At 39.8% G+C, this 21,965-nt stretch carries 22 protein-coding genes; 3 read left to right on the top strand and 19 right to left on the bottom strand.

Going from position 1 to position 21,965, the window contains the following annotated elements:
• The first annotated feature begins 62 nt into the window (after positions 1-62).
• Positions 63-1,505, top strand: a complete 1,443-nt coding sequence (locus QAP06_RS00275) for a hypothetical protein (RefSeq protein WP_286465760.1) — start codon at positions 63-65, stop codon at positions 1,503-1,505.
• 38 nt (positions 1,506-1,543) lie between these two features.
• Here QAP06_RS00275 and QAP06_RS00270 read toward each other — a convergent pair whose 3' ends face one another.
• From QAP06_RS00270 to QAP06_RS00180, 19 genes are all read right to left on the bottom strand, one after another.
• The gene (locus QAP06_RS00270; RefSeq protein ID WP_286465759.1) at positions 1,544-2,119 is read right to left on the bottom strand and encodes a ComF family protein; all 576 of its coding nucleotides are present in this window, start codon (positions 2,117-2,119) and stop codon (positions 1,544-1,546) included.
• Positions 2,107-2,682, bottom strand: a complete 576-nt coding sequence (gene tmk / locus QAP06_RS00265) for a dTMP kinase (protein WP_286465758.1) — start codon at positions 2,680-2,682, stop codon at positions 2,107-2,109. The genes QAP06_RS00270 and tmk overlap by 13 nt, the downstream gene beginning before the upstream one ends.
• A 1-nt stretch (position 2,683) precedes the next feature.
• Positions 2,684-3,157 carry a pantetheine-phosphate adenylyltransferase gene (coaD, locus tag QAP06_RS00260; protein WP_001169242.1) on the bottom strand — a complete coding sequence of 158 codons (474 nt, stop codon included), beginning with the start codon at positions 3,155-3,157 and terminating at the stop codon, positions 2,684-2,686.
• Positions 3,157-3,720 carry a UbiX family flavin prenyltransferase gene (locus QAP06_RS00255; RefSeq protein WP_000780095.1) on the bottom strand — a complete coding sequence of 188 codons (564 nt, stop codon included), beginning with the start codon at positions 3,718-3,720 and terminating at the stop codon, positions 3,157-3,159. Before QAP06_RS00255 ends, coaD begins: the two co-directional genes overlap by 1 nt.
• Positions 3,721-3,729: 9 nt before the next feature.
• Positions 3,730-4,386 (bottom strand): flagellar basal body P-ring formation chaperone FlgA, encoded by a 657-nt coding sequence (gene flgA / locus QAP06_RS00250; RefSeq protein WP_286465757.1) that lies wholly within the window; start codon positions 4,384-4,386, stop codon positions 3,730-3,732.
• Positions 4,383-6,428 (bottom strand): DNA helicase UvrD, encoded by a 2,046-nt coding sequence (gene uvrD / locus QAP06_RS00245; protein ID WP_286465756.1) that lies wholly within the window; start codon positions 6,426-6,428, stop codon positions 4,383-4,385. The genes flgA and uvrD overlap by 4 nt, the downstream gene beginning before the upstream one ends.
• Positions 6,428-8,968 carry a tetratricopeptide repeat protein gene (locus QAP06_RS00240; RefSeq protein ID WP_286465755.1) on the bottom strand — a complete coding sequence of 847 codons (2,541 nt, stop codon included), beginning with the start codon at positions 8,966-8,968 and terminating at the stop codon, positions 6,428-6,430. Before QAP06_RS00240 ends, uvrD begins: the two co-directional genes overlap by 1 nt.
• 9 nt (positions 8,969-8,977) lie before the next feature.
• The gene (gene serS, locus QAP06_RS00235) at positions 8,978-10,225 is read right to left on the bottom strand and encodes a serine--tRNA ligase (protein WP_286465754.1); all 1,248 of its coding nucleotides are present in this window, start codon (positions 10,223-10,225) and stop codon (positions 8,978-8,980) included.
• Positions 10,226-11,023, bottom strand: a complete 798-nt coding sequence (locus QAP06_RS00230; protein ID WP_286465753.1) for a carbon-nitrogen hydrolase family protein — start codon at positions 11,021-11,023, stop codon at positions 10,226-10,228.
• Between the two features lie 3 nt (positions 11,024-11,026).
• Positions 11,027-11,305, bottom strand: a complete 279-nt coding sequence (locus tag QAP06_RS00225) for an exodeoxyribonuclease VII small subunit (protein WP_140489471.1) — start codon at positions 11,303-11,305, stop codon at positions 11,027-11,029.
• Between the two features lie 9 nt (positions 11,306-11,314).
• Positions 11,315-12,055, bottom strand: coding sequence for a bifunctional demethylmenaquinone methyltransferase/2-methoxy-6-polyprenyl-1,4-benzoquinol methylase UbiE (ubiE, locus tag QAP06_RS00220; protein WP_286465752.1), 741 nt, complete (start codon positions 12,053-12,055; stop codon positions 11,315-11,317).
• A gap of 43 nt (positions 12,056-12,098) precedes the next feature.
• Positions 12,099-12,545 (bottom strand): protoporphyrinogen oxidase HemJ, encoded by a 447-nt coding sequence (gene hemJ / locus QAP06_RS00215; RefSeq protein ID WP_286465751.1) that lies wholly within the window; start codon positions 12,543-12,545, stop codon positions 12,099-12,101.
• 13 nt (positions 12,546-12,558) lie between these two features.
• Positions 12,559-13,128 (bottom strand): YigZ family protein, encoded by a 570-nt coding sequence (locus QAP06_RS00210; RefSeq protein WP_286465750.1) that lies wholly within the window; start codon positions 13,126-13,128, stop codon positions 12,559-12,561.
• Positions 13,115-14,245: an ABC transporter permease gene (locus QAP06_RS00205; protein ID WP_140489479.1), complete on the bottom strand. Its 1,131-nt coding sequence runs from the start codon at positions 14,243-14,245 to the stop codon at positions 13,115-13,117. The genes QAP06_RS00210 and QAP06_RS00205 overlap by 14 nt, the downstream gene beginning before the upstream one ends.
• Positions 14,242-15,339 carry an ABC transporter permease gene (locus tag QAP06_RS00200; RefSeq protein ID WP_286465747.1) on the bottom strand — a complete coding sequence of 366 codons (1,098 nt, stop codon included), beginning with the start codon at positions 15,337-15,339 and terminating at the stop codon, positions 14,242-14,244. Before QAP06_RS00200 ends, QAP06_RS00205 begins: the two co-directional genes overlap by 4 nt.
• A gap of 11 nt (positions 15,340-15,350) precedes the next feature.
• Positions 15,351-16,340: an HlyD family secretion protein gene (locus tag QAP06_RS00195; protein ID WP_000071803.1), complete on the bottom strand. Its 990-nt coding sequence runs from the start codon at positions 16,338-16,340 to the stop codon at positions 15,351-15,353.
• Between the two features lie 10 nt (positions 16,341-16,350).
• Positions 16,351-17,883, bottom strand: a complete 1,533-nt coding sequence (locus QAP06_RS00190; protein WP_140472141.1) for a TolC family protein — start codon at positions 17,881-17,883, stop codon at positions 16,351-16,353.
• On the bottom strand, positions 17,880-19,229 hold the full coding sequence (locus QAP06_RS00185; protein WP_286465744.1) for a hemolysin family protein: 1,350 nt from the start codon (positions 19,227-19,229) through the stop codon (positions 17,880-17,882). Before QAP06_RS00185 ends, QAP06_RS00190 begins: the two co-directional genes overlap by 4 nt.
• A gap of 99 nt (positions 19,230-19,328) precedes the next feature.
• Positions 19,329-20,930 (bottom strand): inorganic phosphate transporter, encoded by a 1,602-nt coding sequence (locus QAP06_RS00180; RefSeq protein ID WP_286465743.1) that lies wholly within the window; start codon positions 20,928-20,930, stop codon positions 19,329-19,331.
• Positions 20,931-21,070: 140 nt separating this feature from the next.
• Between QAP06_RS00180 and QAP06_RS00175 the strand changes: the two genes are divergently transcribed.
• Together QAP06_RS00175 and QAP06_RS00170 are read left to right on the top strand one after the other, a co-directional pair.
• Entirely contained in the window at positions 21,071-21,340 is a 270-nt protein-coding gene (locus QAP06_RS00175) for a NifU family protein (RefSeq protein WP_000569296.1), read from the top strand.
• 11 nt (positions 21,341-21,351) lie between these two features.
• Positions 21,352-21,963 (top strand): histidine kinase, encoded by a 612-nt coding sequence (locus QAP06_RS00170; RefSeq protein ID WP_077232523.1) that lies wholly within the window; start codon positions 21,352-21,354, stop codon positions 21,961-21,963.
• Positions 21,964-21,965: the final 2 nt, after the last annotated feature.

Below are 21,965 nucleotides of genomic sequence, written 5' to 3'. Positions count from 1 at the left end.
GTTTTTCTTTTATGCAAGTTGCCTTTTGATAAAATACTTTGTAATTTTATTAAGGATGAAAAATGAGAGCTAGTAACTTATGGATACTTACAGAGGAGCGACCAAAAGATAATGTTTTAAGGACAATTATTGAAAAATTTGCACTTGATAACAGAATAGGTATTTTTATCTCAAACTTTCATATAATCCCTATTATAGATGGATGTAACGGAAATTTTACATTTTGCTATCAAGTTTTAGGTGCTTGTTCTCCTTTTATTTGCAACATTTACATTATCAATGTATCAGGTAGTTCGAGCTTTGTGGATTTTTTAATATTTTTTCAAGATTCTCATCCTAATCCATTGGCTGATATTCCACTTTATATTATTGAAGAAACAAAAACAGATGATAGTGAAAGTCGAAATACTGGCATTTATCAAAGAGCCTCAAAATTTGTTTATGCATCATCTATTTTCCCTAATGCAAGAAAAATTATGCTCTATTCGCTCCAAATTTCTCAAAAAGATACACTCACTCAAACGAATATTTTTGGCACAAGATGTTTAATGACGCTCGGAGTTGAAATTTTAGGAAAAAGGCTTGATGAAGATTTATGTCCCTTTTATTCTATGGAAGAACTTATTGCTTTTAAGGAAAATATGAGAAAAGCACCTAAAAATAACACTCCTATCAATATTGTTCAATATAACAATAAAATTACAATATCTGGTAGGCTATCAAAAAACAATTCTTTATCTCATGATCCAAATATAGGAGCATTAAGTTTAATATCTGCAACTATTAGGAAATTAGGATATTTAGGAGAGATAGAAATTATCTCGCACGACTTATCTCAAGAGTATATAAAAAATGACAATAAGTTTATACGAGTTGCAAATATTTTGAACATACAACTTGAAAATTTAACGATTCCTCAAGTACTACCAGATCGTAATGACTATTGGCATTATGAATCATCAGGAGAAAAATTAGCTACGATATTTTTGCATTTAGTTATCGAACATTTTACTACTGCTAAATCAATATATGAAAACCACGATGGATGTGAGCGTGGATACTTTTTTACTCCAACTGGGGAGGCAGTAGCTGTAAAAAAATATGAAGATAGGGATCGTTATAAGAGTGGCGATAAATCAGCTAAAATTGCCATCCCTGACTTAGTTATCAGTGATATAGACAGAAGTGAAATTATTAATATAGAGGGTAAGAAATTTATTAAAGTTGATGTTGGCATAAAAGAGTTAAGTGATTTTGATGCTTTTGAAAAAATATATATAAGTCATTACTATCCAAACGCTAGAATAATAAGAAGTCTTGTTTTATTTGGTAGTTCAGAGAATGAAATATCGGAAGTTAGTTTTCCAAAATTATCGCAATGTGATTTAGTTAAGATAGGATTTGTATTAAATGAGAATGGTAAAATGATTTTGCAAACCCATTCCCCTGAAATTTTTAAAGAAGCTTTGAAAAATTTGTATTCTTTTTATGGCTTAAATTTTTAGGCACATTTGCCACATAATATCAAAAACAAAATTATAACTCATTCGTCCGTGCTACAAAGCGCGATCGCAAAGTGCGCTTTAATGTTTAAAGCTTTAAGGTATTTTAGGGCTTCTTTTAGGGTGGTGCCGGTGGTGATAATATCATCTAGTAAGAAATAATCTAAATTTTCATCGCCTTTGAAGGTGAAATCCCGTGGGTTATTGGCGCGAAATTCCAGGCTTTTCCCGGCATACGAAATAGTATTAGTCGCCCTTAAGTGCCCGTAAGTGGGCTTTAAATTGCCTTGACAAAAGCCTTTTAAAAGTGCGGCTGAATGCGAGTAAAAGGATTTGATTTTATCATCAATGGCGATGCCATAAAGGGGGGTAGTCAGGCCTTGTTCTTGTAAGATTCTCACAAATTCCGCGCCGGCTTTTTGAGAAAGCAAGGGCAAAATGCGAGATCCAATCAGCGCGTATTTGCTTTTAATGAGTTCTTCTATTTCGCTATAAGCGTAAAAACTATACACGCTCACGCCCTCTAAAACCCTTACCTTTAAGCTTAAGGGCAAATCGTTCAAGCAATTTTTGCAAAGGGGCTTAAAAGAAAGCTTCAAACAGGTTAAACAACGCATTCAATAAAGGCGGCGATTTTTTCGTGCAAGTTTTTAGCGCTTTTTTGAGCGTCTAATTCCAAAACTTCACACCCGAATTTTTCTCTTAACGCATAAGCGTGGGTTTTGAGCTTTTGCTGGATTGTGAGCAATTTTTCTGTGCCTTGGTTTTCTATTTTGTCTAAACTTTTAAGGCTTAAGCGCTGTTTTAAGCCCTCTTCATCTATCACTAAAAGAACGATTTTTTCAGGCAAGATGTTTTGAGTGGCGAGCAGGTTTAATTCCAAGCTTGAAAACTCGCTATAAGCCATGCCAGAGATCAAACTCCTGTCGCTAATGATGAGCTTTTTTTCTTTCAATGCCGGTTTTATCACGCTTTCTACATGCTCAGCCCTATCGCTTAAAAATAAAAACGCTCTAGCCAATTCGCTGATATTTTCATTTAAAGCGATACGCCTTAAACTTTCGCCCATTCTCGTCCCCCCTGGCTCTTTGGTAAAAAGGGCGTTTTTAAACCTGTTTTTTAATAATTCTACTTGAGTGCTTTTGCCCGCGCCATCAACGCCTTCTAACACCACATACATTTTAAGCCTTTGAAATCAAAGGATAAATTTCTTTAGGCACTAAATGGCTCGCATCGCCCTTATGCGCGATAATGGATCGCACGATAGAAGAGCTAATAAACGCGTTTTGTAAAGTGGGCATGAAATACAAGGTTTCTAATTCGTGGTTTAAGGATTTGTTCGCATAGCCCATTTGCAATTCGTATTCAAAATCGCTCACCACCCTTAAGCCCCTAACTAACACCTTACAATGGTATTCTTTAGCCAGATTGGCTAATAGCCCTTCAAACGCCACGCATTCTACATTTTTAAAACTTTTAGTGGCCAGTTGCATCATTTTTAAGCGCTCATCTAAACTAAACATGGGGTTTTTAGCGCTTGAATGCGCCACAGCGACAATGAGCTTTTCAAACAATTCACTAGATCGGTGGATAATGTCTATATGCCCGTTAGTGACCGGATCAAAAGTGCCCGGATAAATGCCGATTTTTTGCATCAGTTCATTCCCCATCGCGGGTATAAGTCATTTTCTATCCCCAAGCTGTCAAACCACTTCCCCACTAAAAAATCCTGCATCGCTTCTAAAGTCTTGCTCTGGGTGTAATAAGTCATCATCGGCGGCGCAATGATTGCATTAGAATGGGCGAGTTTGAGCAAATTTTCCAACATGATAGCGCTTAAGGGCATTTCTCTAGGGGCAATGAGTAAGGGGCGCTTTTCTTTAAGCATCACAGACGCGCTCCTAGAAATCAAATCCCCCCCAAAGCCATGCGCGATTTTAGCCACCATGTCCATGCTCGCTGGAATGATCGCCATTTTATGGATGCCATAACTCCCTGAAGCAATGCTCGCATGGATGTCTTGCTCGTTAAAAAAAGTAGCGCCAGGTCGCAAGTCTTTCATAGCGTTTTTAAGGTTGATGTTAGATTCTTCTAACGCCACGACATGCGCGTTTTTAGACGCCACGACAAAAACTTCAATTTCTTTGGGTAATTTCTCTAAAAACCGCAAAGCTAGGGGTATCCCGCTCGCCCCACTGATGCCCAAAACCAATTTCATGAATGTCCTTTATAAGATTTGCGCTTTAGAGCTGCTCAACACTTTTGCTTTCAATATTTTATTGCTTTCTACATTTTTCGCTTGAATGATTTGATTGAGCGCGCCATTTTCTAGGGCTTTTAGGCTTATTTCTATGCTGATTTGCCCTTCTTCATACACCCCAGTGATAATGTCGTTTTTACGCACGATGATTAAAGCTTGGGTTTTATCCGCGCTTAAAAGCGTGTTAGGGGGGATAAAATTTTTCGCGCTCACTTTACCAATCGCGCCCTCTAATAGGGGGTTAGAAAGCGTGCCAAAAGGAATGCGCTCTTTTTGAGTGTTGTTAGCGGTGATGTTTTCATCTTTTTTAATCGCTCCTGTGTTTTTAAAAGCCTGCATGCTGCCGATCACGCTATAACGCACCGGTAGGCGTAAATTAGGCTCATTTTCCAACCTTAAAAACACGACCCCATCTTTTTTAAGCTTATTGGAAGCGTTTAATTCGTAGCTTAAAATGGAAGCGTTAGAAAAGCGCTCTGGGATTTCTAAGTGAATGGTTTCAATTTCTAATTTTAAGTCTTTGTATTCTTTAAGGTAAGCTTCTTTAATCTCTGTTTTAAGCGCGTTTGAATCCAGGGCGAATAGCGCGTTTAAACAGAACAAAAAAAGGATTAAAATTTTCAAAACCCGTTATCCACTTTTTCTACAAATTTTTCTGAGATTTTATCATAGACACTCCCTCCGCAATTGATTTTCAAACACAAACCGCTCAAGCCTTTTTCCACGCCTAAAACCCTCCCGGTGCCAAAAATCTTATGCCTAATCAAATCCCCCACTTTAATGGGCGTATCTTTTTGATAATCCTGTTTAGGTGGGTTGTCTTGTTGGAGTAACTTGGCTTCTTCTAAAAACACAGAAGGCGAGCAAGAAATTTTCCTCCCAAAATACGAACGCTCTTGAACATAAGAGAGCTGCAATCCTTCTTTAGCCCTAGTGATCGCCACGTAAGCCAAGCGCCTTTCTTCTTCTAAATCGCTTTCTTGATTGAACCCCCTATGCGGGAAAAACCCTTCTTCTAACCCGATCACAAACACATGCTTAAACTCTAACCCCTTACTCATATGCACGCTCATGCAACTCACTTTTTGCGCGTTTTCTGTATTATGGACATCCAGAACGCTTTCATTCAAAAAATCCAGTAAAGAATGCGTGGGGTTAGTTTTAAAATGCTCTTTCAATAAGGTTAAAAGCTCTTTAACAAAGCCCTCTCTTTCTTCATAATTGTCTTCTTTTTCATAGCTTTTTAAAAGGTTGGTTTCTTCTAAAAACCGAGCGCAAAACTCCTCTACTGACATTTCAAAAGCCTCCCTCAAACGCCCTATCATAGCGATAAATTGTTTCAAAGCGTGTTCATTTTTGGGGTTCAGTTTGCCTTTAAACACCCCAAGTTTTAGCGCTTCTTCTAAATTCAAATTTTCATCATCCAAAAGAGAAAAAATCCATTCTTGAGTGATCTTGCCAAGGCCTCTTGGAGGCTTGTTTAAAACGCGCTTAATAAAAAAGCGATCGTCTTTTTTCGCCACTAAATGCATGAACGCCAAAGCGTCTTTAACCTCGGCTCTTTCATAAAAACTCAGCGCCCCAATAAGCCTATAGGGGATATTCAAAGCGTTCAAGCTCTCTTCAATGCTGCGGCTAAGCCCGTTTAAGCGGTACAAAATAGCGATATTTTCTAAATTTTCGCCCTTCTTTAAAAGGGCTTTGATTTGATAAGCCACATCCAGGCTCTCTTCTTTTTGCGTCAAATATTCTTTACAAACCACGCTTTTATGCGATCCTTTGAAACTTTGAAGCGTTTTTTTGTGGCGGTGTTGGTTATGGCTAATAAGGGAGTTAGCGCACGCTAAAATTTCAGCACTAGAGCGGTAGTTGGTCTCTAATTTCACCACCTTAGCCCCTTTAAAATGCTTGGAAAAATTTAAAATGTTAGAAATATCAGCCCCCCTAAACCCATAAATGCTCTGATCGTCATCGCCCACCACGCACAAATTATGGTGCGTGAAACTCAATTTTTTTAAAAACTCCAATTGCAGGGCGTTCGTGTCTTGATACTCATCTACCATAATGTAATAATAGCGTTCGCTAATCTCTTTGGCGAGTTTTTCATTATCTTGTAAAATCTTAAGGCTTAACAAAAGCAAATCGTCAAAATCCACTAAATTGTCTTTTTGAAGCGCGTTTTGATAAAGTTCATACGCTTTATAACATTCGCTATCTTGCATGCTCAAATCAATCATGCCGTTTTTGATTTGAGAAATACTGGCTCTAAAGCTTGAAATTTTGAGCTGTTTGCACAGCGTTTTCACCTCATCGCTATCTAGCACCGAAAAATCGCACGCTCGTTTTAAAAGGCTCATGTGTTGCCTTAAAAACAGCAAACCAAAACGATGGAAAGTGCAAAGCAAGGGGGGGATAAGGGCTTGGTTTTTTAATAATTTCAAAGCCCTTTCTTGCATTTCTTTGCTCGCTTTATTGGTGAAAGTGAGCGTTAGAGTGTTCTCGCTAGGCACGCCACAAGCACCAATCAAATACGCCAAACGGCTCGTTAAAGTCTTAGTCTTGCCGCTCCCAGCTCCCGCTAAAATCAATAAAGGCCCTTGAATGTGGCTTGCAGCGATTTTTTGCACTCCGTTCAAATTGTCTAAAATGCTTTTTTCAAAATCCATTATTCTAAAAACTCGCCCTTTTTTTCTTGGTTTAAACGCTCTTTTAAAAGGTTGGTATCGATTTCAAAATCAAAATAAGGCGACAAAAAATCAGAGGTTTTAATGGCTAAAAAATGATTTAGCGCTGATTTCAAGTCCCCTTTTCTTTGATATAACAACCCTAAAGCGTAACGGATATTTTCATTATTCGGATCGTCTAATTTCCCAAGCTCTAGCCATAAAGCGGCGTTATTGTAATTACTTTGCGCGATGTAGGTTAAACCCGCTAGGATTTTTAAACGCACCTCATTATCCTTAAGCCCGCTAATTAAGTTTTGATACAACGCGCTTGCTTTTTCATACTGGCCTTGAAACAAACTCACTAGCGCCAAATTTTCTAACCAATCGTTAGGGGCTTCGCCTTCTTCTAAACTGGCGATTTTTTGCTCTAATAATCTTTCTTGATGATCCAAATCATTGACCATAAATCCCATGTAGGTGTAGAAATGACGCCCTAAAATGGGCCCTTGCATGGTTTGATCCCAACTGATTTTATGCGAATCTAAAAGGGTGTAAATGCTTAAAGTGTGCCGGATGCTCGCATCGTAATACGAGACGATTTCATAAAAAATATTAGAGATGAGATCTTTAGGGAGCATTTTTTTTAAATTCCCAAAAGATTGCACCATCAATTTTTTATCCTTGCTCTCTTTAGCGAACACCGCTTCTAGCGCGTAATAAAAGGGGAGCTTTTTAGGGGCGTTTTTAAGCCAGTCCATATCCCAATTGGTGCGGTAATTCAAATAAGCGATGAGCGAAGAGAGTAAAGCTTTTTGCGTGGGGCTAGAAAAATCATGACTATAAAAATTCTCGGTGATTTCTCTTAAAAACTCCGTGGTGTCTTCATGGGTGAAATGCGAGGCTAAAATCGCAAAAACTGCGCTCAAATAATCCGCAGAGTTCAAATGAAAAGCCCTTAAAAAATGGAAATAGGCTTTGTGGTAATTTTCTAATTGCGCATAAATCAAGCCCGTATTATAATGGAGGAGCGCGTTATTGGGGCTATTTTTTAAAGACAAATCAAAAAAAGAAAGGGCTTTTTTTAACTGCTTGTTTTCTAACGCTTTCAACCCTTTAAGCACGTTTTTATCCGCTATCGCCATCAAACGCCCCCTTTTAAAAGCAAGGCTTGCCCCCTCTAAATCCTTTTGCGCTTCAGAATCCAAAAGAAACAGCCCCTCTTCAATCACGCCTAAGGTTTCTTTAGAGTCTAAAACCTTAAAAGGAGCGTAATAAAATAGCAAGCGGTAAATAAAATCCCTTTTGCCTTCAAAATATCGCGTGTTCCAAAAACGCTCTTTGGCTCTTTCTTTGTCCAAAAAAACAGGGTTGATAGTGGGCTTGATGGGGTAAAAAGAGTTGGCTAGCGCACTATCTTCTTTTGTGTGGCTGGCTAATTTTAAGGCTTCGCTCGCTTTAAGGGTGTCGCCTTTTTTCAAACTCACCAATTCCAAAGCCATCAAAGCGTTTAAATCTTTAGGGTAGTTGTGCAAATAATGCTGCAAATGCTCCAAAGCCTGCTTGTAATGGCCTAAACGGGCTTGCAAAAGCCCTAAAGCAAGCTCATCTTGGGCGTTCGCGCTTTTTTGTAATTGCTTGTAAGCGTTCGTTTCATCTTTAAACATCAAAAACAATTTAGACGCTAAGCGTGCGTTAGGCTTTAAAAAGGCGTTGGAATTAGGGTGCATTAAAGGCGAAAGGGCTTCAAAATACTCTCCAGCGTAATAGGATTTGAGCGCGTAAGCGTAGGAATAAAAAGACTTTTTATAGTCTTTATACAAAGTGTCTCTCACAATTTTTAGATAATGATAATACAAATCCTCATCTTGCAAATGATAAGCGCTCACTAACGCATCAATCGCGCTCACGCTCGCGTTTTCTTTAGAAGCGATGCTAGAATCAAACAAATCCAACGCCCCGTTAAAATCCTTTTCCTTAAACTTAATCACCCCTAAATTATGGCTCGCAATCCCTTGCGAAAAAGAAGCGGCTTTGTCAAACAGGTGTAAGGCTTCATCTTTTTGCCCTTGCTCATACAAAAGGCTCGCTTTTTTCATCATCGCATCCACTTGATTCTCACCGCTTCGTTTGAGGGAGTCCTTGCCGATTAAATCAGGCAAATCTAAATTCTCTATTTGCCCCTCGGCTTCTGTGCTGTTAGCGTTGTTGGTGTTATTAGGCGTTTCGTTATTAGTGGTAGCGCTATTAGTTTGTAAAGAAGTTTGTTTATTTTCTTTTTTATGCCCTAGTAACAAACTCAAAGCCACAATGAGCGCGATGAGAAAAAGCAATATTCCAAGCGCAATATAAAGCTTTTTTTTATTGTGTAAGAATTGCTTAAAAAACTCTTTAGAGCTTTTGATTTTATTGAGCGTCTGCTCTAAAGCCTGCTTAAAAGAGGGGATTTTAGAATGAATGCCCTTTAAAGGGGCTTCTTTTTCATTTCTGTTTTCGCCCCCTTTTTCTTCTAACCCTTTAGAATTTTGCTCTTCATTCAGCACAAACTAGCCTTAAAGGTATTTTTCTAACGCCTTAGGAATATGAATGCTCCCATCCGCTTGCTGGTGGTTTTCCATTAAAGCGACCATCGTCCTGCCTACCGCTAAAGAAGAGCCGTTTAAGGTGTGCACTAATTGGTTTTTTTGATTTTCTTTGAAGCGGATTTTCGCGCGCCTAGCTTGAAAGTCCCTCGTGTTAGACACGGAGCTGATTTCTCTGTAGCAATTTTGCCCAGGCAGCCACACTTCAATATCTATTGTGTTGCTCGCGCTAAAGCCTAAATCCGCGCTGCACAATTGCACAAACCGGTGCGGTAATTCCAAAGCCTTTAAAATCGTGCTCGCACTCTCTAGCATATGCTCTTGCATGGCATCGCTTTCTTTAGGGTGCGTGATAGCCACTAGCTCCACTTTATCAAACTGGTGCTGTCTTATCATCCCCCTTGTGTCCTTGCCTGCGCTCCCTGCTTCGCTCCTAAAACAAGGCGTGTGCGCGGTCATTTTAATAGGGAGTTTTTCAACGCTAATAATGGTGTCGTTGTATAGATTAGTGAGCGTTACTTCAGCGGTGGGGATCAGATACAGATTTTCATCTTCTATTTTGAAAACATCTTCTTTGAATTTGGGTAATTGCCCGGTCCCAAAAAGCATTTTTTCATTCACTAACGCCGGCGTGTAGATGATTTCAAAGCCATTCTTTTCATTAAAATCCAACATCAAATGAATGAGCGCGCGATAAATTTTAGCCCCAAAACCCCTGATGACAGAAAAACGGCTTTTGGCGAGTTTCACGCCGCTTTCAAAATCAATCCAGCCATTTTGTTGAGCGAGTTCAAAATGCTCTTTGGGTTTGAAAGTGAAATTCCTGGGGGTTAAGATTTTTTTAATCTCTATGTTGTCTTCTTCGCTTACGCCTAAAGGGGTTTTTTCATCCACTAAATTAGGGATTATGGAAAGCTTTAAATCTATTTGTTGCTCCAATTCGCCCACGCTTTTGGAAAGCTCATTCAATTTGATTTTATTGTTTTCTAGCTCTTTTTTGAGATCGCTTGTGTCCACTTTTTGAGCCATTTTGATACCAAATTCTTTAGAAACCTTGTTTTGAAAGGCTTGCAAGCCTTCTAATTCAATGAGCCGCTTTTTATAACGCGTGATGACTTTGCGCAAACACTCCAATCCATCATCCATCGCATGGTTACGCTTTTTTAAAGAAAGAGCCACCATCTCAAAATCTTGCAATAAAAGTTTTTTATCAATCATTCAACCCTCTTTAATCGTTCTAAAATGCCACAATTTAGCCCATTCATCTATATCGCTTTTATCCACTTGAGCGCTCAAAGCCCCCATTTTACCCTCTAAAGAATCTTCAATAGTGCCATTAGGCAAAGCCACAAAACTATCCCCATAAAATTTCCACAAAAATTCGTTTTTTTGATTTTCTTCTACAATGATTTGGCGGTACGCTCCAATTCTATTGGTCCTAACCACCACGCAAGAAGCGCAAAAAGCGCGCATCTGGCACAAAAGCCGCCACCTTTCATTGGATTCAAAGGTGGCCACGCTGCTTAAAAGCACCACATCCACGCCCTGATTTTTAGCCTGAACCCATATTTCATCAAAATGTGCCTCAAAGCCAAACAAAGGGGCGATTCTTAAGCCGTCTCTTTCAAAGACGAGTAACTCTTTAAAAGCGCTTTTTTCATTGTCAAAAAAGCTCTCTTCGTCCCAGTGAGGATAGGGGATTAAGCGTTGTTGCGTGTAATACTTCACGCTTTCTTTAGAAATGATGGCGATTTTTTTATAGATTTTAGAACGCTCTTCTAAAAGCACTGGGGCTGAGACGATCAAGTCTAGTTCTTCGCATTTTTGAGACAAAAACTCAACCGCTCGCGCAGACTGCGCGCTGATTTCATTCACATCCAATCCCATGTTATGGTGGAAAAAGGGGTTGATCACGTATTCAGGCAGCACGATTACGCTCCGCTCGGGTATGGAGTTGAATAAGGATTGCATGAGGGTTTCTTTAAAAGACTCTAGCTGTAAAGCAAACACTCGCATCCTTTAAGCCTTTTTGTCTGGCGTTTGGAGTTTTTCATACTCCAAATAAGCGTTTTCTAAAAGCTTTTGAGCCAAAACCAACTCTTGCATGGCCGTTTTATACAAATCCATCCCGTCTTTTAAGGACAAGTTAGGATCATTCAAGCGATCTATGGCTCGCTCTAGGGAATGAACATGCTCTTCAAAGCTTTTTTTAGGGGCGTTTTTAGCGTTTTTAGTGTTTTTAGTGTTTTTAGTGTTTTTTTGGGGGGCTTTTTCGGTTTCAAATAATTCATCTTGCATAACATTCCTTTAGCTTTTTTTAACAAGCATGGTCGTTGAAATTTGAGCGATAGAATCTTCAGTCCTTAAAATCTCAAACCCTGCGTTTTTTAATTCATGCTTCAAACCCTCTAAACTCAAAAACCCCTCAATGGATTGCGGTAAATAAGAATAAGCGCCATAATTCTTACTGATAGCCCCTCCCACTAAAGGCAAAACCTTATTCGTGTAAAACCCTGAGATTTTATCCAGCCATGTGGGGTTGTCTTTTTTTAAAAATTCTAAAATCACTAAAACGCCCCTAGGCTTTAACACCCTAAAAAACTCTTTTAAAGCCTCTTGTCTTTCCACGACATTACGCAAGCCATACGCAATGGAAAGGATATCCACGCTGTTGTTTTCAACGCCTTTTAAATCTTTGGCTTGAGCCTGAATGAAAGAAGCTTTGTTTTCAAGCTCTTCACATTTTTTGATAGCCAATTCAAGCATGTTATTAGAGGGGTCAATCCCCAAGCATTCCTTAAACTCTATGCCGCAATTGAGAGCGCTTTTTTGCCAAGCCACAAGCATATCCCCCGTCCCGCATGCCACATCCACAAGCCTTAACGCTTTCTTGTTTTCCAAAAACAAAAACGCATGCTCGCAAGCCCTTTCTCGCCATTTAACATCTAAGCCAAAACTCATCAAGCGGTTGGCTTGATCGTAAGAGCTGGCTATACCATCAAACATGTTGATGATTTTTTCTTGCTTGAGGTGCTTTTCTTTCTTCATGACTTTTCTTTCTTTATGACTTGTCTTTCTTCGTGGCTTGTCTTTAAAAAGGCTTGACAACCACTAAAATCACAATGAGAATCATTAAAATCGTTGGCGCCTCATTAAACACACGATAAAACCTTGCGTTTCTTCTTGTAGGGTCTTTTTCTAGCTCGCGCATGCATTTTTTGCAATAAAAATGATAGGCTAAAAGCAAAGCCACTAAAACCAATTTAGCATGCAACCAACCCCCGCTTTTAAAGAGTGTAGGCTCTATCAACAGCATTAAAATCCCTGTAATCAGCGTAAAACCCATAGCCGGTGAAGCGATAAAGGAATAAAGCTTTTTTTCTTGGATTTGAACCACGCCTACAAACTCTTTTTTATACGCGTTTTCTGCATGATAGACAAAAAGGCGCGGCAAATAAAATAACGCTGCCATCCACGAAATGACCGCTATCACATGGAAAGCCTTAACCCATAAAAAATACCCACTCAAAAATTCCATTCACTCTCCCTAATCAAATATTGTTTTGCTTTAAAAACGCTTGCAAATTTTCTCTTGCACCGCTGATTTCCACTTCCACGCTTTGGTTTGAAAAATTCTTTTTGCTTAATTGTAAGCTAAATTTCTTAATTTCACGCTGAAGAGCGTCTAATTCTTTGTAAGAATAATGAGCGCTTAAAGTTTCCAACTCCACAAAATCCTTCAAAGCGTTTTCTTTTTGAGCGTTTTCTACGCACAATAACGCGCTAGTGGCATAAGCTTTCATCAAGCCCCCCACCCCTAAAAGCGTGCCTCCAAAATAACGCACGCTCACTAATCCTATATTGATCAAATCCTTTCGCCTCAAAACGCTAAGCACAGGCATTCCTGAACTCCCTTTAGGCTCGCCATCATCGCTAAAACCCTCCGTGATTTTGCCCTCTAAAGAATAGCGGAACGCCGTTACAAAATGCGCGGCTTTAAAATGCTCTTTTTTTAATTGTAAAAGGGTTTTTTCAAAATCGCTAAAAGGCATAAGATACCCTAAAAAGCGAGACGCTTTAATCTGGTGCTTGGAAGCGATGAGGTTTTTAAGCGTTTTCACAAGCTTTCTTTAAAGAGCTGAGTTTGAACACACTCCCTATAAAACTCACGATAAAAATCGCAATAAGCGCGTAAAAATGCACAGAAACATCTATAAATTCCGCATGCATTTGATTCAATCGCCCTAGCAAACTGATCCCATGATAAGCTGGCACTATTTGAACAAAAACTTGTAAATAAGAGGGCAAGGATTCAAAAGGCCACACAAAACCCATCATAAAAATCAAGGGCAAAGAAGAAATTAAAACGATTTGAGTGGTGTGGGCTTCATTTTTGATCCATGCGCCTAAAAACGACCCCAAACTCAAGGTTGCAAGCATGAAGATGGAGCTATTCAAAAACACCATTAAAGCGCTTCCATGCCGTTCGATCCCATAAAAAGAAAACAGCGCCCCAAAATACAACAAAACAAAAACACTAAACGCTCCCATAAACACCAAGAGTCTTGCGCACAGCCTTAAAGCGATTTGTTTCTTGTCTAAAAAGGCTAATTCCAAACGCCTGGAGCTGACAAACATGCTGCTTGCAATGAGCATCACCTGGTGCAAAATGAAAATAAACACGCTAGAGAGTGCGTAATTCAAATACCCCTCACTAGGGTTATACAAAGCGATAGGCCTGATTTTGATCCCGTCTGTCCCTAATTCAGCTTCTTCTATTTGGGCGTTGCGTTTGAATCTTATCTCATCATTTAAAGCGTTGATGCTCTCCACCACCGCATTCGCTAACGCGCCATAAATCAAAAAGTAATTGGAATTCGCATAAAAATCTATCGTTACAGGCACTTGCTTATGGATATTGGCTTCAAAATGCGAAGGGATATGCAAGATCCCATAAATTTTTTCTTCTTTTAAAAGCTTTTTGGCTTCCAGCATAGAAGGGCTAAAAAAAGCGATTTCTAACTCGTTGGAGCTTTGCGCCATGAAGGCTAGTTGCCTGGAAAGAAAGGAATTGTCTTCATCTACAAGGGCGATTTTTTGCTGCGTTACGATGTCTCTTAAATAGGGCAAAGGGTATAATAAGCCATAGATTAAAGGAGCGCCTATAAGAATTAGCAAAACGCCCTTATGAGAAACAATAGCCCTTAACTCCATTAAAAGGATTTTAAAAAAATTCATGCACTAGCCTTGCCTTTTTTAAAGGAAAAATAAAAAATCAAAAGCCCTAAAGCCAGAAAGATTAAAAAGAACACAAGCGGCATCAGAGAATGTAAAGACTCTGTAAAATCCGTCTTATAATAGGCCTCTTGCAAAAAGAACTTCATAAAATGGCTAATAGGCAAGCAATGACTCCAAAAACTCCCAAAAATTTCCATGTTGTTTTGCGGGTAAGTAACCCCAGCAAACGCAAAGCTTGGAGCGGTATAGACCCCAATCGCGCCCGCAGTTTCAATAACGCTTTTTGAAACGCCATAAACTAGCACCACAAACCCGCTCATAATGAGCGCCATTAAAACTACAGCCAAAAAGACCAACAACAAATGTGCATAATTCCCCTGCATGCCAATGAAATTAAAATAAAACGCCATGCCCATCCCCCAAAAGCTAAACACACACACATTCGCTACAATACTGATTAAAAGCTCGTGCATGTTAGAGGCTTTTTGAATGAAATTGAGCATGCCAATCGCAATAAGAATAAGCCACATGCAAGGCAGCATCACGCTTAAAAGGTATTGCGTGTAATTGTTTTCTTCATTGTATAGCGCATGCAATTGCAAAACAATAGGCACCGCTTGGGCTTTAGCAGAAATCAAATTGGAATCGCGCACTAAAGCTTTGGTGGCTAAAGTTTTAGCGTCTAAAGTCAAAGCGGTTTGCAAAAAAGCGTTTTTGAGCGTTTTCCCCACTAAAACATATTCCGCATTATAATAAAAGGGCAAATCCACTTTCCGCCCCATTTTGATTTTTTTCTCTAAATCTCTAGGCAAAACTAACGCCCCATACGCTTCAGCGGAATTTAAAAAGCGTTTGGCTTCTAAAAGGCTAGCCACTTGGTGTTTGATTTGAAGCGCGCTCGTTGCGCCTAATTCAAACGCTACCTGATGGCTTGTCGTGGTTTTATCCAAATCCACCACCACAATAGGGAGCTGTCTTGGGATTTCTTGTTTAAAGATTTGCGTGCCTAAAACCCCTAAACAAAAAGGCAATATAAAACACACGATAAACAAGAACTTGTCTTGCAAAACCCATGCGCTTATCAATCTGAACAAAACAATCCTTTCTAAGGTTTAATGGTAACTAACACGCTCATCCCTACCCTAAAATTTTCCAGCTTTTCTAAGGGTATGGCCTCCACTTCATAGCTTTTCATGTCGTAAGTGTTGGAATTATTCGTCGCTTTCCAGGTCGCAAAATCCCCCATCACGCTCAAATATTTGACCCTGAATTTCGCGCTTTTTTTCAACGCCGGGATATAACCTTCAAATTCCTTGCCCACCTTAAACTCGTTCAAATACTTTTCAGGCACGCTGATTTTTAACCAACTATCCTTTAAATCTATCATTAAAACCACAGGAAAGCCCTTAGGGCTAAGCTCGCCACCGCTTAAAAGCACATTACTCACTTCCCCATCAATTGGGGCTGTCGCTTTGACGTCTTTTAAATAAGACTCCACTTCATTCACTTGCCCTAAAGCCGCGCTCTCTTTAGCCTTAGCGGCAATCTTGCTTTCAGAGCTCGCCCCCCCTAAAGCCATTTTATACTTTTGGTAAGCCGCGCTCTCGTTGTATTTAGTGCTTTCATAAGCCGCATAGGCTTCATCGCGCTTTTGCAAACTCGCCACGCCGTTATCATACAAATCTTGAACGCGCTTATAAGTCTCTTTGGCTAAAGTCGCTTGAGATTTTGCCGCTTGCCAAATGTCTCTTGCAGAATTGATCGTTTCATCTCTTGAGCCTCTTTTGACTTCATCGCTAAGCGCTTTAGCGGCTTTATGCCCGGCTTCAGCTTGAGCGAGCTTGGCTTCTAATTCAGGGCTAGAAATGCTAAAAACCAAATCGCCCTTTTTAATGTGATCGCCTTTTTTGACAAACACCTTTTCAATGCGGCCAGGGACTTTGGAGCTCACGCTGTATTCTCTGGCCTCCAAAAACCCTTGCAGCACTTCAGCCTTAGGGCGATAGGCTAAATAAAAAAGCACGATTAGCCCCAATAATAAAGCCCCACCCCCTGTAAGAATCGCTTTATTTTTATCCAACATGCTATTTGACATGATTTTTCCTTTAATAAACAAATTCATAAAATAAATCAATATGATCGCTTAACGCCATTAAATTCGCTAATGAAACAATGTATTTATAAGCCACGCTTTTTTGCTCCACGATGATAGAAGAAAGCGTGTTTCTCGCATCAATGACTTGAGCGTTCGTGCTTAAGCCTTGTAAAAAAGCCTGCTCTTGGAGTTTTAGATTTTCCTTGGCTAATTCCACGCTAGAAAGCAAACTTTTGTATTCTTTCAAATAAGAAAGCGTCTCTTTATAAGTCTTATTCACTAACAATTCCATGTTTTTTTTAGCCTGGATTTGTTCGCTACTAGCTTGCAACTCCGCTAATTTGCTCGCTTGGTATTTTTGGATACGCCCTGTGGGGGAGAGTATGGGCATGCGTCCGGCCACACCCACAAACCAACTAGGGATCATGTCTTCAAACACCGAATTGTTTTGTTTCATGAGGTAAGAGCCAAAAAAACTCACTTGGGGCAAGAATTTAGCGATCTGCAGTTTTGTGTTTTCTTTAGAAATTTGAATCTGATTTTCTAAAGTCTTTAAAGCCGGGTAAGAATTGAGCGTGGAAGCAACAAAAAAGCTCAAATCGGGCAGATTTTTCTCTGTGTGGATCTCTAATTTGCTTGAAGGTGCTAGATCGTCTTTGCTAGACAAAATAGAATTGAACGAGAGCTGCGAAACTTCTAACACATCTTTAGCCTTAACGCTAGCGATATGGGCCTTATCATAAGCCACTTGAGCGCCTAAGGTTTCTACCCTAGCGATTTGCCCTACTTTTTGCATTTTCAAAGCGTTTTGGAAATGCTTATAATGGCCTTTTTCCACTTCTTCTAAAGTTTCAGCCACTTCTGTGTTTAACACCATGCCATAATACACGCTCACAAGCTCTTGAAAAGTGGAAAGCTTTTTCAAACGATACACTTCATTAGCGTCTTTTTGCATCAAATCCGCAATGCGCACCATCGTGAATCTTGCCCCGCCCATATAAAGAGGATAAATAATGCTCAAAGCCCCAAGCACGACATTTTGCTTAGAAAACAATAAGGGGGATTCTAAAGTACTGCTCAAAGCCCCAAAACCTTGCATCACCCCTTGTATGCCTGCCTGGATTTGAGGGGTTAATACTTGAGGGGGGATATTTTGTTGAATGTTTTGCAAGCCTTGATGGATCTGGTTGGTGGCTTTTTGCACGCCCGGTTGTTTTTGGCTGGCAAAATCCATTTTAATAGGGTTAGAGAGATACACGTAAAAAGCACTCAAATCAATTTGAGGCAAAAAAGAAAGCTTAGCCGCTAATTTCATTTTACTCGCTCGCTTAATGGCGTATTCTTGTGCATGCAAGCCTTCATGGCTAGACAATACCCTAGTCCATGCGTTTTTTAAAGAGAGTTTTTGAGCGTTAGAATGGTTCAAAGGCGCGCTGTCTTCAACCATGCTCAAAGAAGAAAGATCGGTTTTAGAAACTCCATCGACAGCGTTTAAAGAGCTATTGAATAACAAGCTCAATACAAAGAGGGTTGTTTTTTTCATGCTTTGCTTTCTCCCTGATCTTTTTTACTCGCTTTTAAGCGTTTTATCCTAGCCCCATCCACGCTCAAGACCTCAAACAAATACCCATGCGAAATGATGGTATCCCCCTCCATAGGCATGCGTTCTAACAAGCTAAAAACATAGCCCCCAAGCGTTACCTGCTCGCATTCTTTATCAAATTCAATGTGAAGCACTTCTTCTACGCTCTCTAAATCTAGCATGCCCTCTAATTCAAACACGCCCTCTTCGAGCTTGTTCACGCCCTCTTGTTTCAAGTCGTATTCATCGCTAATCTCACCCATGATCTCTTCAATAATGTCTTCCATAGTGAGCAACCCGGCTGTGCCGCCGTATTCATCAATCACCAAAGCGGTATGGATTTGCTCTTTTTTCATTTTAATAAGGATTTGAGAAATGGAAGCGCTTTCGGGGACGATGATCATTTTCCTAACGATTTGCTTGAAATCATGCATTTTAGGGGTGAAAATAGAGCGAGAAAGCAAGTCTCTAATATGCACCATACCGATAATGTTATCCTTAGAACCCTTACAATAAGGGTAGCGCGTGAAGCGGCTTTTCAAAACAATGTCTATATTTTCTTCATAGCTGTTTTCTTCGTCCAAACACACCATGTCTTTTCGTGGGGTCATGATTTCTTTAGCGCTCGTGTCAGAAAAATCCACCGCATTTTTAATGATTTCGCCCTCCACCGAATCAATAATGCCCTCTCTCAAACTCTCGCCCACAATGATTTTTAACTCTTCTTCAGAATGCGTGCCATCATGCTCTTTAGGATTGATGCCCACTTTTTTTAAAAAGAAATGAGCGATCACATCAAACAAGCGCACCACTGGGTAAAACACGACCCAAAACACATGCAAAGGGCGCGCGGCAAAAAGAGCGGCTTTTTCAGATTTAGCGATCGCTAAAGATTTAGGCACGATCTCGCCTAACACAACATGCAAAAAAGTGATGCTTAAAAACGCTATAACCACGCTCATTGAATGGATAAAAATAGGATTTTCTCTCAAATTCATAGACTCAAACAGCGCGGCTAACAATTTTGCGATAGCGGGCTCACCCACCCAGCCTAAAGCTAATGAAGAAAGGGTGATGCCTAACTGCGTGGCACTCAAATAAGTGTCTAGTTTTTGACTCATCTTTAAAGCGAGTTTAGCGTTGGAATTACCGATTTTAACCAGCTCTTCTAAGCGGGTTTTACGCACTTTCACAAGAGCAAACTCTGAAAGTACGAAAAAAGCGTTCAACAGCACCAATAAAAAAGCAACCATCAACATCAAAATTGATTCAGACGGATCCAAATAAGCTCCTTGATTCCTCCCCATGACTTTAAACCTAACGATAAATATAAAATAAATATAAAATCTTGGAATTTTAACATAAAAGATTAAGCCTAACTTTAAAAAATCAAGCCTTTAAAAACCCTAGAAATACTTTTCTATAAAACCAAGAGCCACAAAAAGAAGCGCCCCCAAAAGCACAGAAACCGGCACGGTTACCAACCAAGCGGTAACAATCTTTTTTAAAATGGAGCGTTTGATCACCTCTTCTTTATACACTTTTTTGAGCGACTTTTTTTCTTTCTTTTTCAATTCCAAAGCGATGGCGGTGTTCTTGCTTTTTTTCAAGCTCTCTAGCATGAGCGATTTTTCTTTCAAGTTGGCTTTATCAAAGCGCTCTAAAAAGCCTTCAATTTCTTCTAAATCTTCCCCAAAGTGCGCTGCTACAATGTTATCTCTGATTCTAGCAAAACGCCTTCTTGATTGCTCCCTTAAGCGCTCCCTTAAAAAGCCCACCCCAAACACCGCGCCCACCACAATATGCGTAGAGCTTACGGGCAAGCCTAATTGAGAGGCTAAAAGCACGGTAATGACTGCAGAAAGCGCGATGCAAAAGGCTTGCATTTTGTCTAATTCTGTGATTTCAGACCCCACCGTTTTAATGAGCTTTGGCCCATACAAACTCAAACCTAAAGCGATCCCAGCTGCCCCTACTACCATAATCCACAACGGCACAGAGCTTAAAGTATTCCCCATAGGACTGCTCGCATCTTCTAAAGTTTGACTGATTGCCGCTAGTGGGCCTATAGCGTTAGCCACATCATTAGCCCCATGCGCAAAGCTTAAAAGCGCGGCGGCAAAAATCAAAGGGACATTAAAAAGCTCATTAATGCTTTCATGGCTGTTTTCTAATTGCGGGGCTTTTTTTAACACAAATCTTTTAAAAAGGATAAAGATTAAAAGCGCAAGGATACAGCCGCAAGCCAGTTGGATTTCAAAATTCAGCGCATAGAGGCGTTTTAAAACCTTAATAATCAAATACCAACTAAACGTTAAGCTCATCAACGCTACCAAGTAAGGCACGACCTTTAAAGCCGCGCTCTTTTTATCTTCTTTATAAGCGATAGTCTTTTTAATGAGCATTAAAAAAAACATGGCTATCAAAGCCCCCATTAAAGGCGAAACCACCCAACTGGCCACAATACCTGATAAAAAATGCCAATTGACAGCAGACATTCCAGCTGCCGCCATTCCAGCCCCCATAATCCCCCCCACCACAGAGTGTGAAGTGGAAACGGGAGCGCCAATTAAAGTCGCTACATGCAACCACAACGCCCCACTCAAAAGGCTAGCCAACATGACATTAATGAAAACATGCGCATCATTAATAGATTCAGGCGAAACGATACGGCCCTTAATCGTAGAAACCACTTCCCCCCCAGCAATGATCGCTCCAAGCATTTCACAAATCCCAGCAATCAAAATCGCCCCACCCATGCTAATGGCTTTAGAGCCCACGGCAGGACCGACATTATTAGACACATCATTCGCGCCAATATTCATCGCCATATACCCCCCAATCACCGCCGCAAAGATGAGTAACAATCCCTTAGAATTAGCCTGCCCAAAAATAAGAGCGAGCAAAGCAGCACCAATGAGAAACAAAAGAGCGAGAGCGATCTTTAAAGTGTCTTTTTGGAGTTTTTTAGAAGCTTTTTCAAACTCCTTGATGTTTTTGATTTCCATATCGTCATAAATACCTTATCCTAATAGTGGTTTTATCCTATCCAATTAGCCCTTGAGCCACTCTTAAAAAGCGTTGTTTGATAAAAATGGCTCATTATATGGTATCTTAAAGTAAAATTTTAAAAATAAGGTTTTTAAAAATGATAGAATTTAGCGATGAAGATTTACAAAAACCGGTGCGTATTGTGATAGAAAAAATCCGCCCTTACTTGCTCAAAGATGGCGGTAATATTGAAGTGCTAGGGGTGAAGAGCATGAAAATTTATGTGGCTTTAGAGGGAGCGTGCAAGACTTGCTCTAGCAGTAAAATCACTTTAAAAAATGTCATTGAAAGGCAGCTTAAAATGGATATCCACCCCAATTTAGAAGTGGTGTGCTTAGAAAACGCCAAGGAGTTTGATAAGCTTTAAGGATTATAGGCATGCAAAAGTTTGATTATGAATTTAAAAAGCGCGCGTTGATTAAAGAGGGGTTTTTAGCGTTCAAGCAAGCCCATTACGCTGAAGCGTTACGCCTTTTTTCTGAAGTGTTGTTTTTGGATAAAGACAACCAAAAAGCCAAAGTGGGGGCGTTATTAAGCGACATCGCTAAGGATTTCCCTAAAGAAGCCCATAGCTTTTATGAATTGTATCAAAGCTTGATCGCTATGCAAAAACGAAGCTTAAAAAACCAAGCTGAAGAGCAAATCATCAATTTGATCGCTTCTTTTGATGAGGGATTGAACCAAATGACTGAAAAGATTGATGCGCAAATTTCTCAAAAAGGCGAGGAGTTGAACGGCATTTTGTATGCGGATTTCAAACGCTTGAGCATGGAGCGCGGCTTTAAGGAAGCGTTTGAAGATTTGATGTTCAGCTCTAGGGTGATTTTTGACAATAAAGAGGATTTTTATGAATTCTTGAAAGAATTGAACCACTATGGCTATTATGAATTAGCGATAAATTACATTGAAAACATGCATGAAGATTCTTTTATTTACGATAAATTTTTGCGTTCTCTTTTAGAAGACGCTCTCAAATCCAATAAGGCTTAAAG

Origin of the sequence: Helicobacter pylori (assembly GCF_030323545.1) — a bacterium.
In the GTDB taxonomy this organism is placed as follows: Bacteria; Campylobacterota; Campylobacteria; order Campylobacterales; family Helicobacteraceae; genus Helicobacter; species Helicobacter pylori_CO.
This window is presented reverse-complemented; position numbering and strand designations above follow the sequence as displayed.

Coding starts and splice junctions, on each gene's coding strand:
- QAP06_RS00275 (WP_286465760.1), top strand. CDS start 63: ATGAGAGCTAGTAACTTATGGATACTTACAGAGGAGCGACCAAAAGAT.
- QAP06_RS00270 (WP_286465759.1), bottom strand. CDS start 2,119: ATGCGTTGTTTAACCTGTTTGAAGCTTTCTTTTAAGCCCCTTTGCAAA.
- tmk (WP_286465758.1), bottom strand. CDS start 2,682: ATGTATGTGGTGTTAGAAGGCGTTGATGGCGCGGGCAAAAGCACTCAA.
- coaD (WP_001169242.1), bottom strand. CDS start 3,157: ATGCAAAAAATCGGCATTTATCCGGGCACTTTTGATCCGGTCACTAAC.
- QAP06_RS00255 (WP_000780095.1), bottom strand. CDS start 3,720: ATGAAATTGGTTTTGGGCATCAGTGGGGCGAGCGGGATACCCCTAGCT.
- uvrD (WP_286465756.1), bottom strand. CDS start 6,428: ATGGATTTTGAAAAAAGCATTTTAGACAATTTGAACGGAGTGCAAAAA.
- serS (WP_286465754.1), bottom strand. CDS start 10,225: ATGATTGATAAAAAACTTTTATTGCAAGATTTTGAGATGGTGGCTCTT.
- QAP06_RS00230 (WP_286465753.1), bottom strand. CDS start 11,023: ATGCGAGTGTTTGCTTTACAGCTAGAGTCTTTTAAAGAAACCCTCATG.
- QAP06_RS00225 (WP_140489471.1), bottom strand. CDS start 11,305: ATGCAAGATGAATTATTTGAAACCGAAAAAGCCCCCCAAAAAAACACT.
- ubiE (WP_286465752.1), bottom strand. CDS start 12,055: ATGAAGAAAGAAAAGCACCTCAAGCAAGAAAAAATCATCAACATGTTT.
- hemJ (WP_286465751.1), bottom strand. CDS start 12,545: ATGGAATTTTTGAGTGGGTATTTTTTATGGGTTAAGGCTTTCCATGTG.
- QAP06_RS00205 (WP_140489479.1), bottom strand. CDS start 14,245: ATGAATTTTTTTAAAATCCTTTTAATGGAGTTAAGGGCTATTGTTTCT.
- QAP06_RS00195 (WP_000071803.1), bottom strand. CDS start 16,340: ATGTCAAATAGCATGTTGGATAAAAATAAAGCGATTCTTACAGGGGGT.
- QAP06_RS00190 (WP_140472141.1), bottom strand. CDS start 17,883: ATGAAAAAAACAACCCTCTTTGTATTGAGCTTGTTATTCAATAGCTCT.
- QAP06_RS00185 (WP_286465744.1), bottom strand. CDS start 19,229: ATGGGGAGGAATCAAGGAGCTTATTTGGATCCGTCTGAATCAATTTTG.
- QAP06_RS00180 (WP_286465743.1), bottom strand. CDS start 20,930: ATGGAAATCAAAAACATCAAGGAGTTTGAAAAAGCTTCTAAAAAACTC.
- QAP06_RS00175 (WP_000569296.1), top strand. CDS start 21,071: ATGATAGAATTTAGCGATGAAGATTTACAAAAACCGGTGCGTATTGTG.
- QAP06_RS00170 (WP_077232523.1), top strand. CDS start 21,352: ATGCAAAAGTTTGATTATGAATTTAAAAAGCGCGCGTTGATTAAAGAG.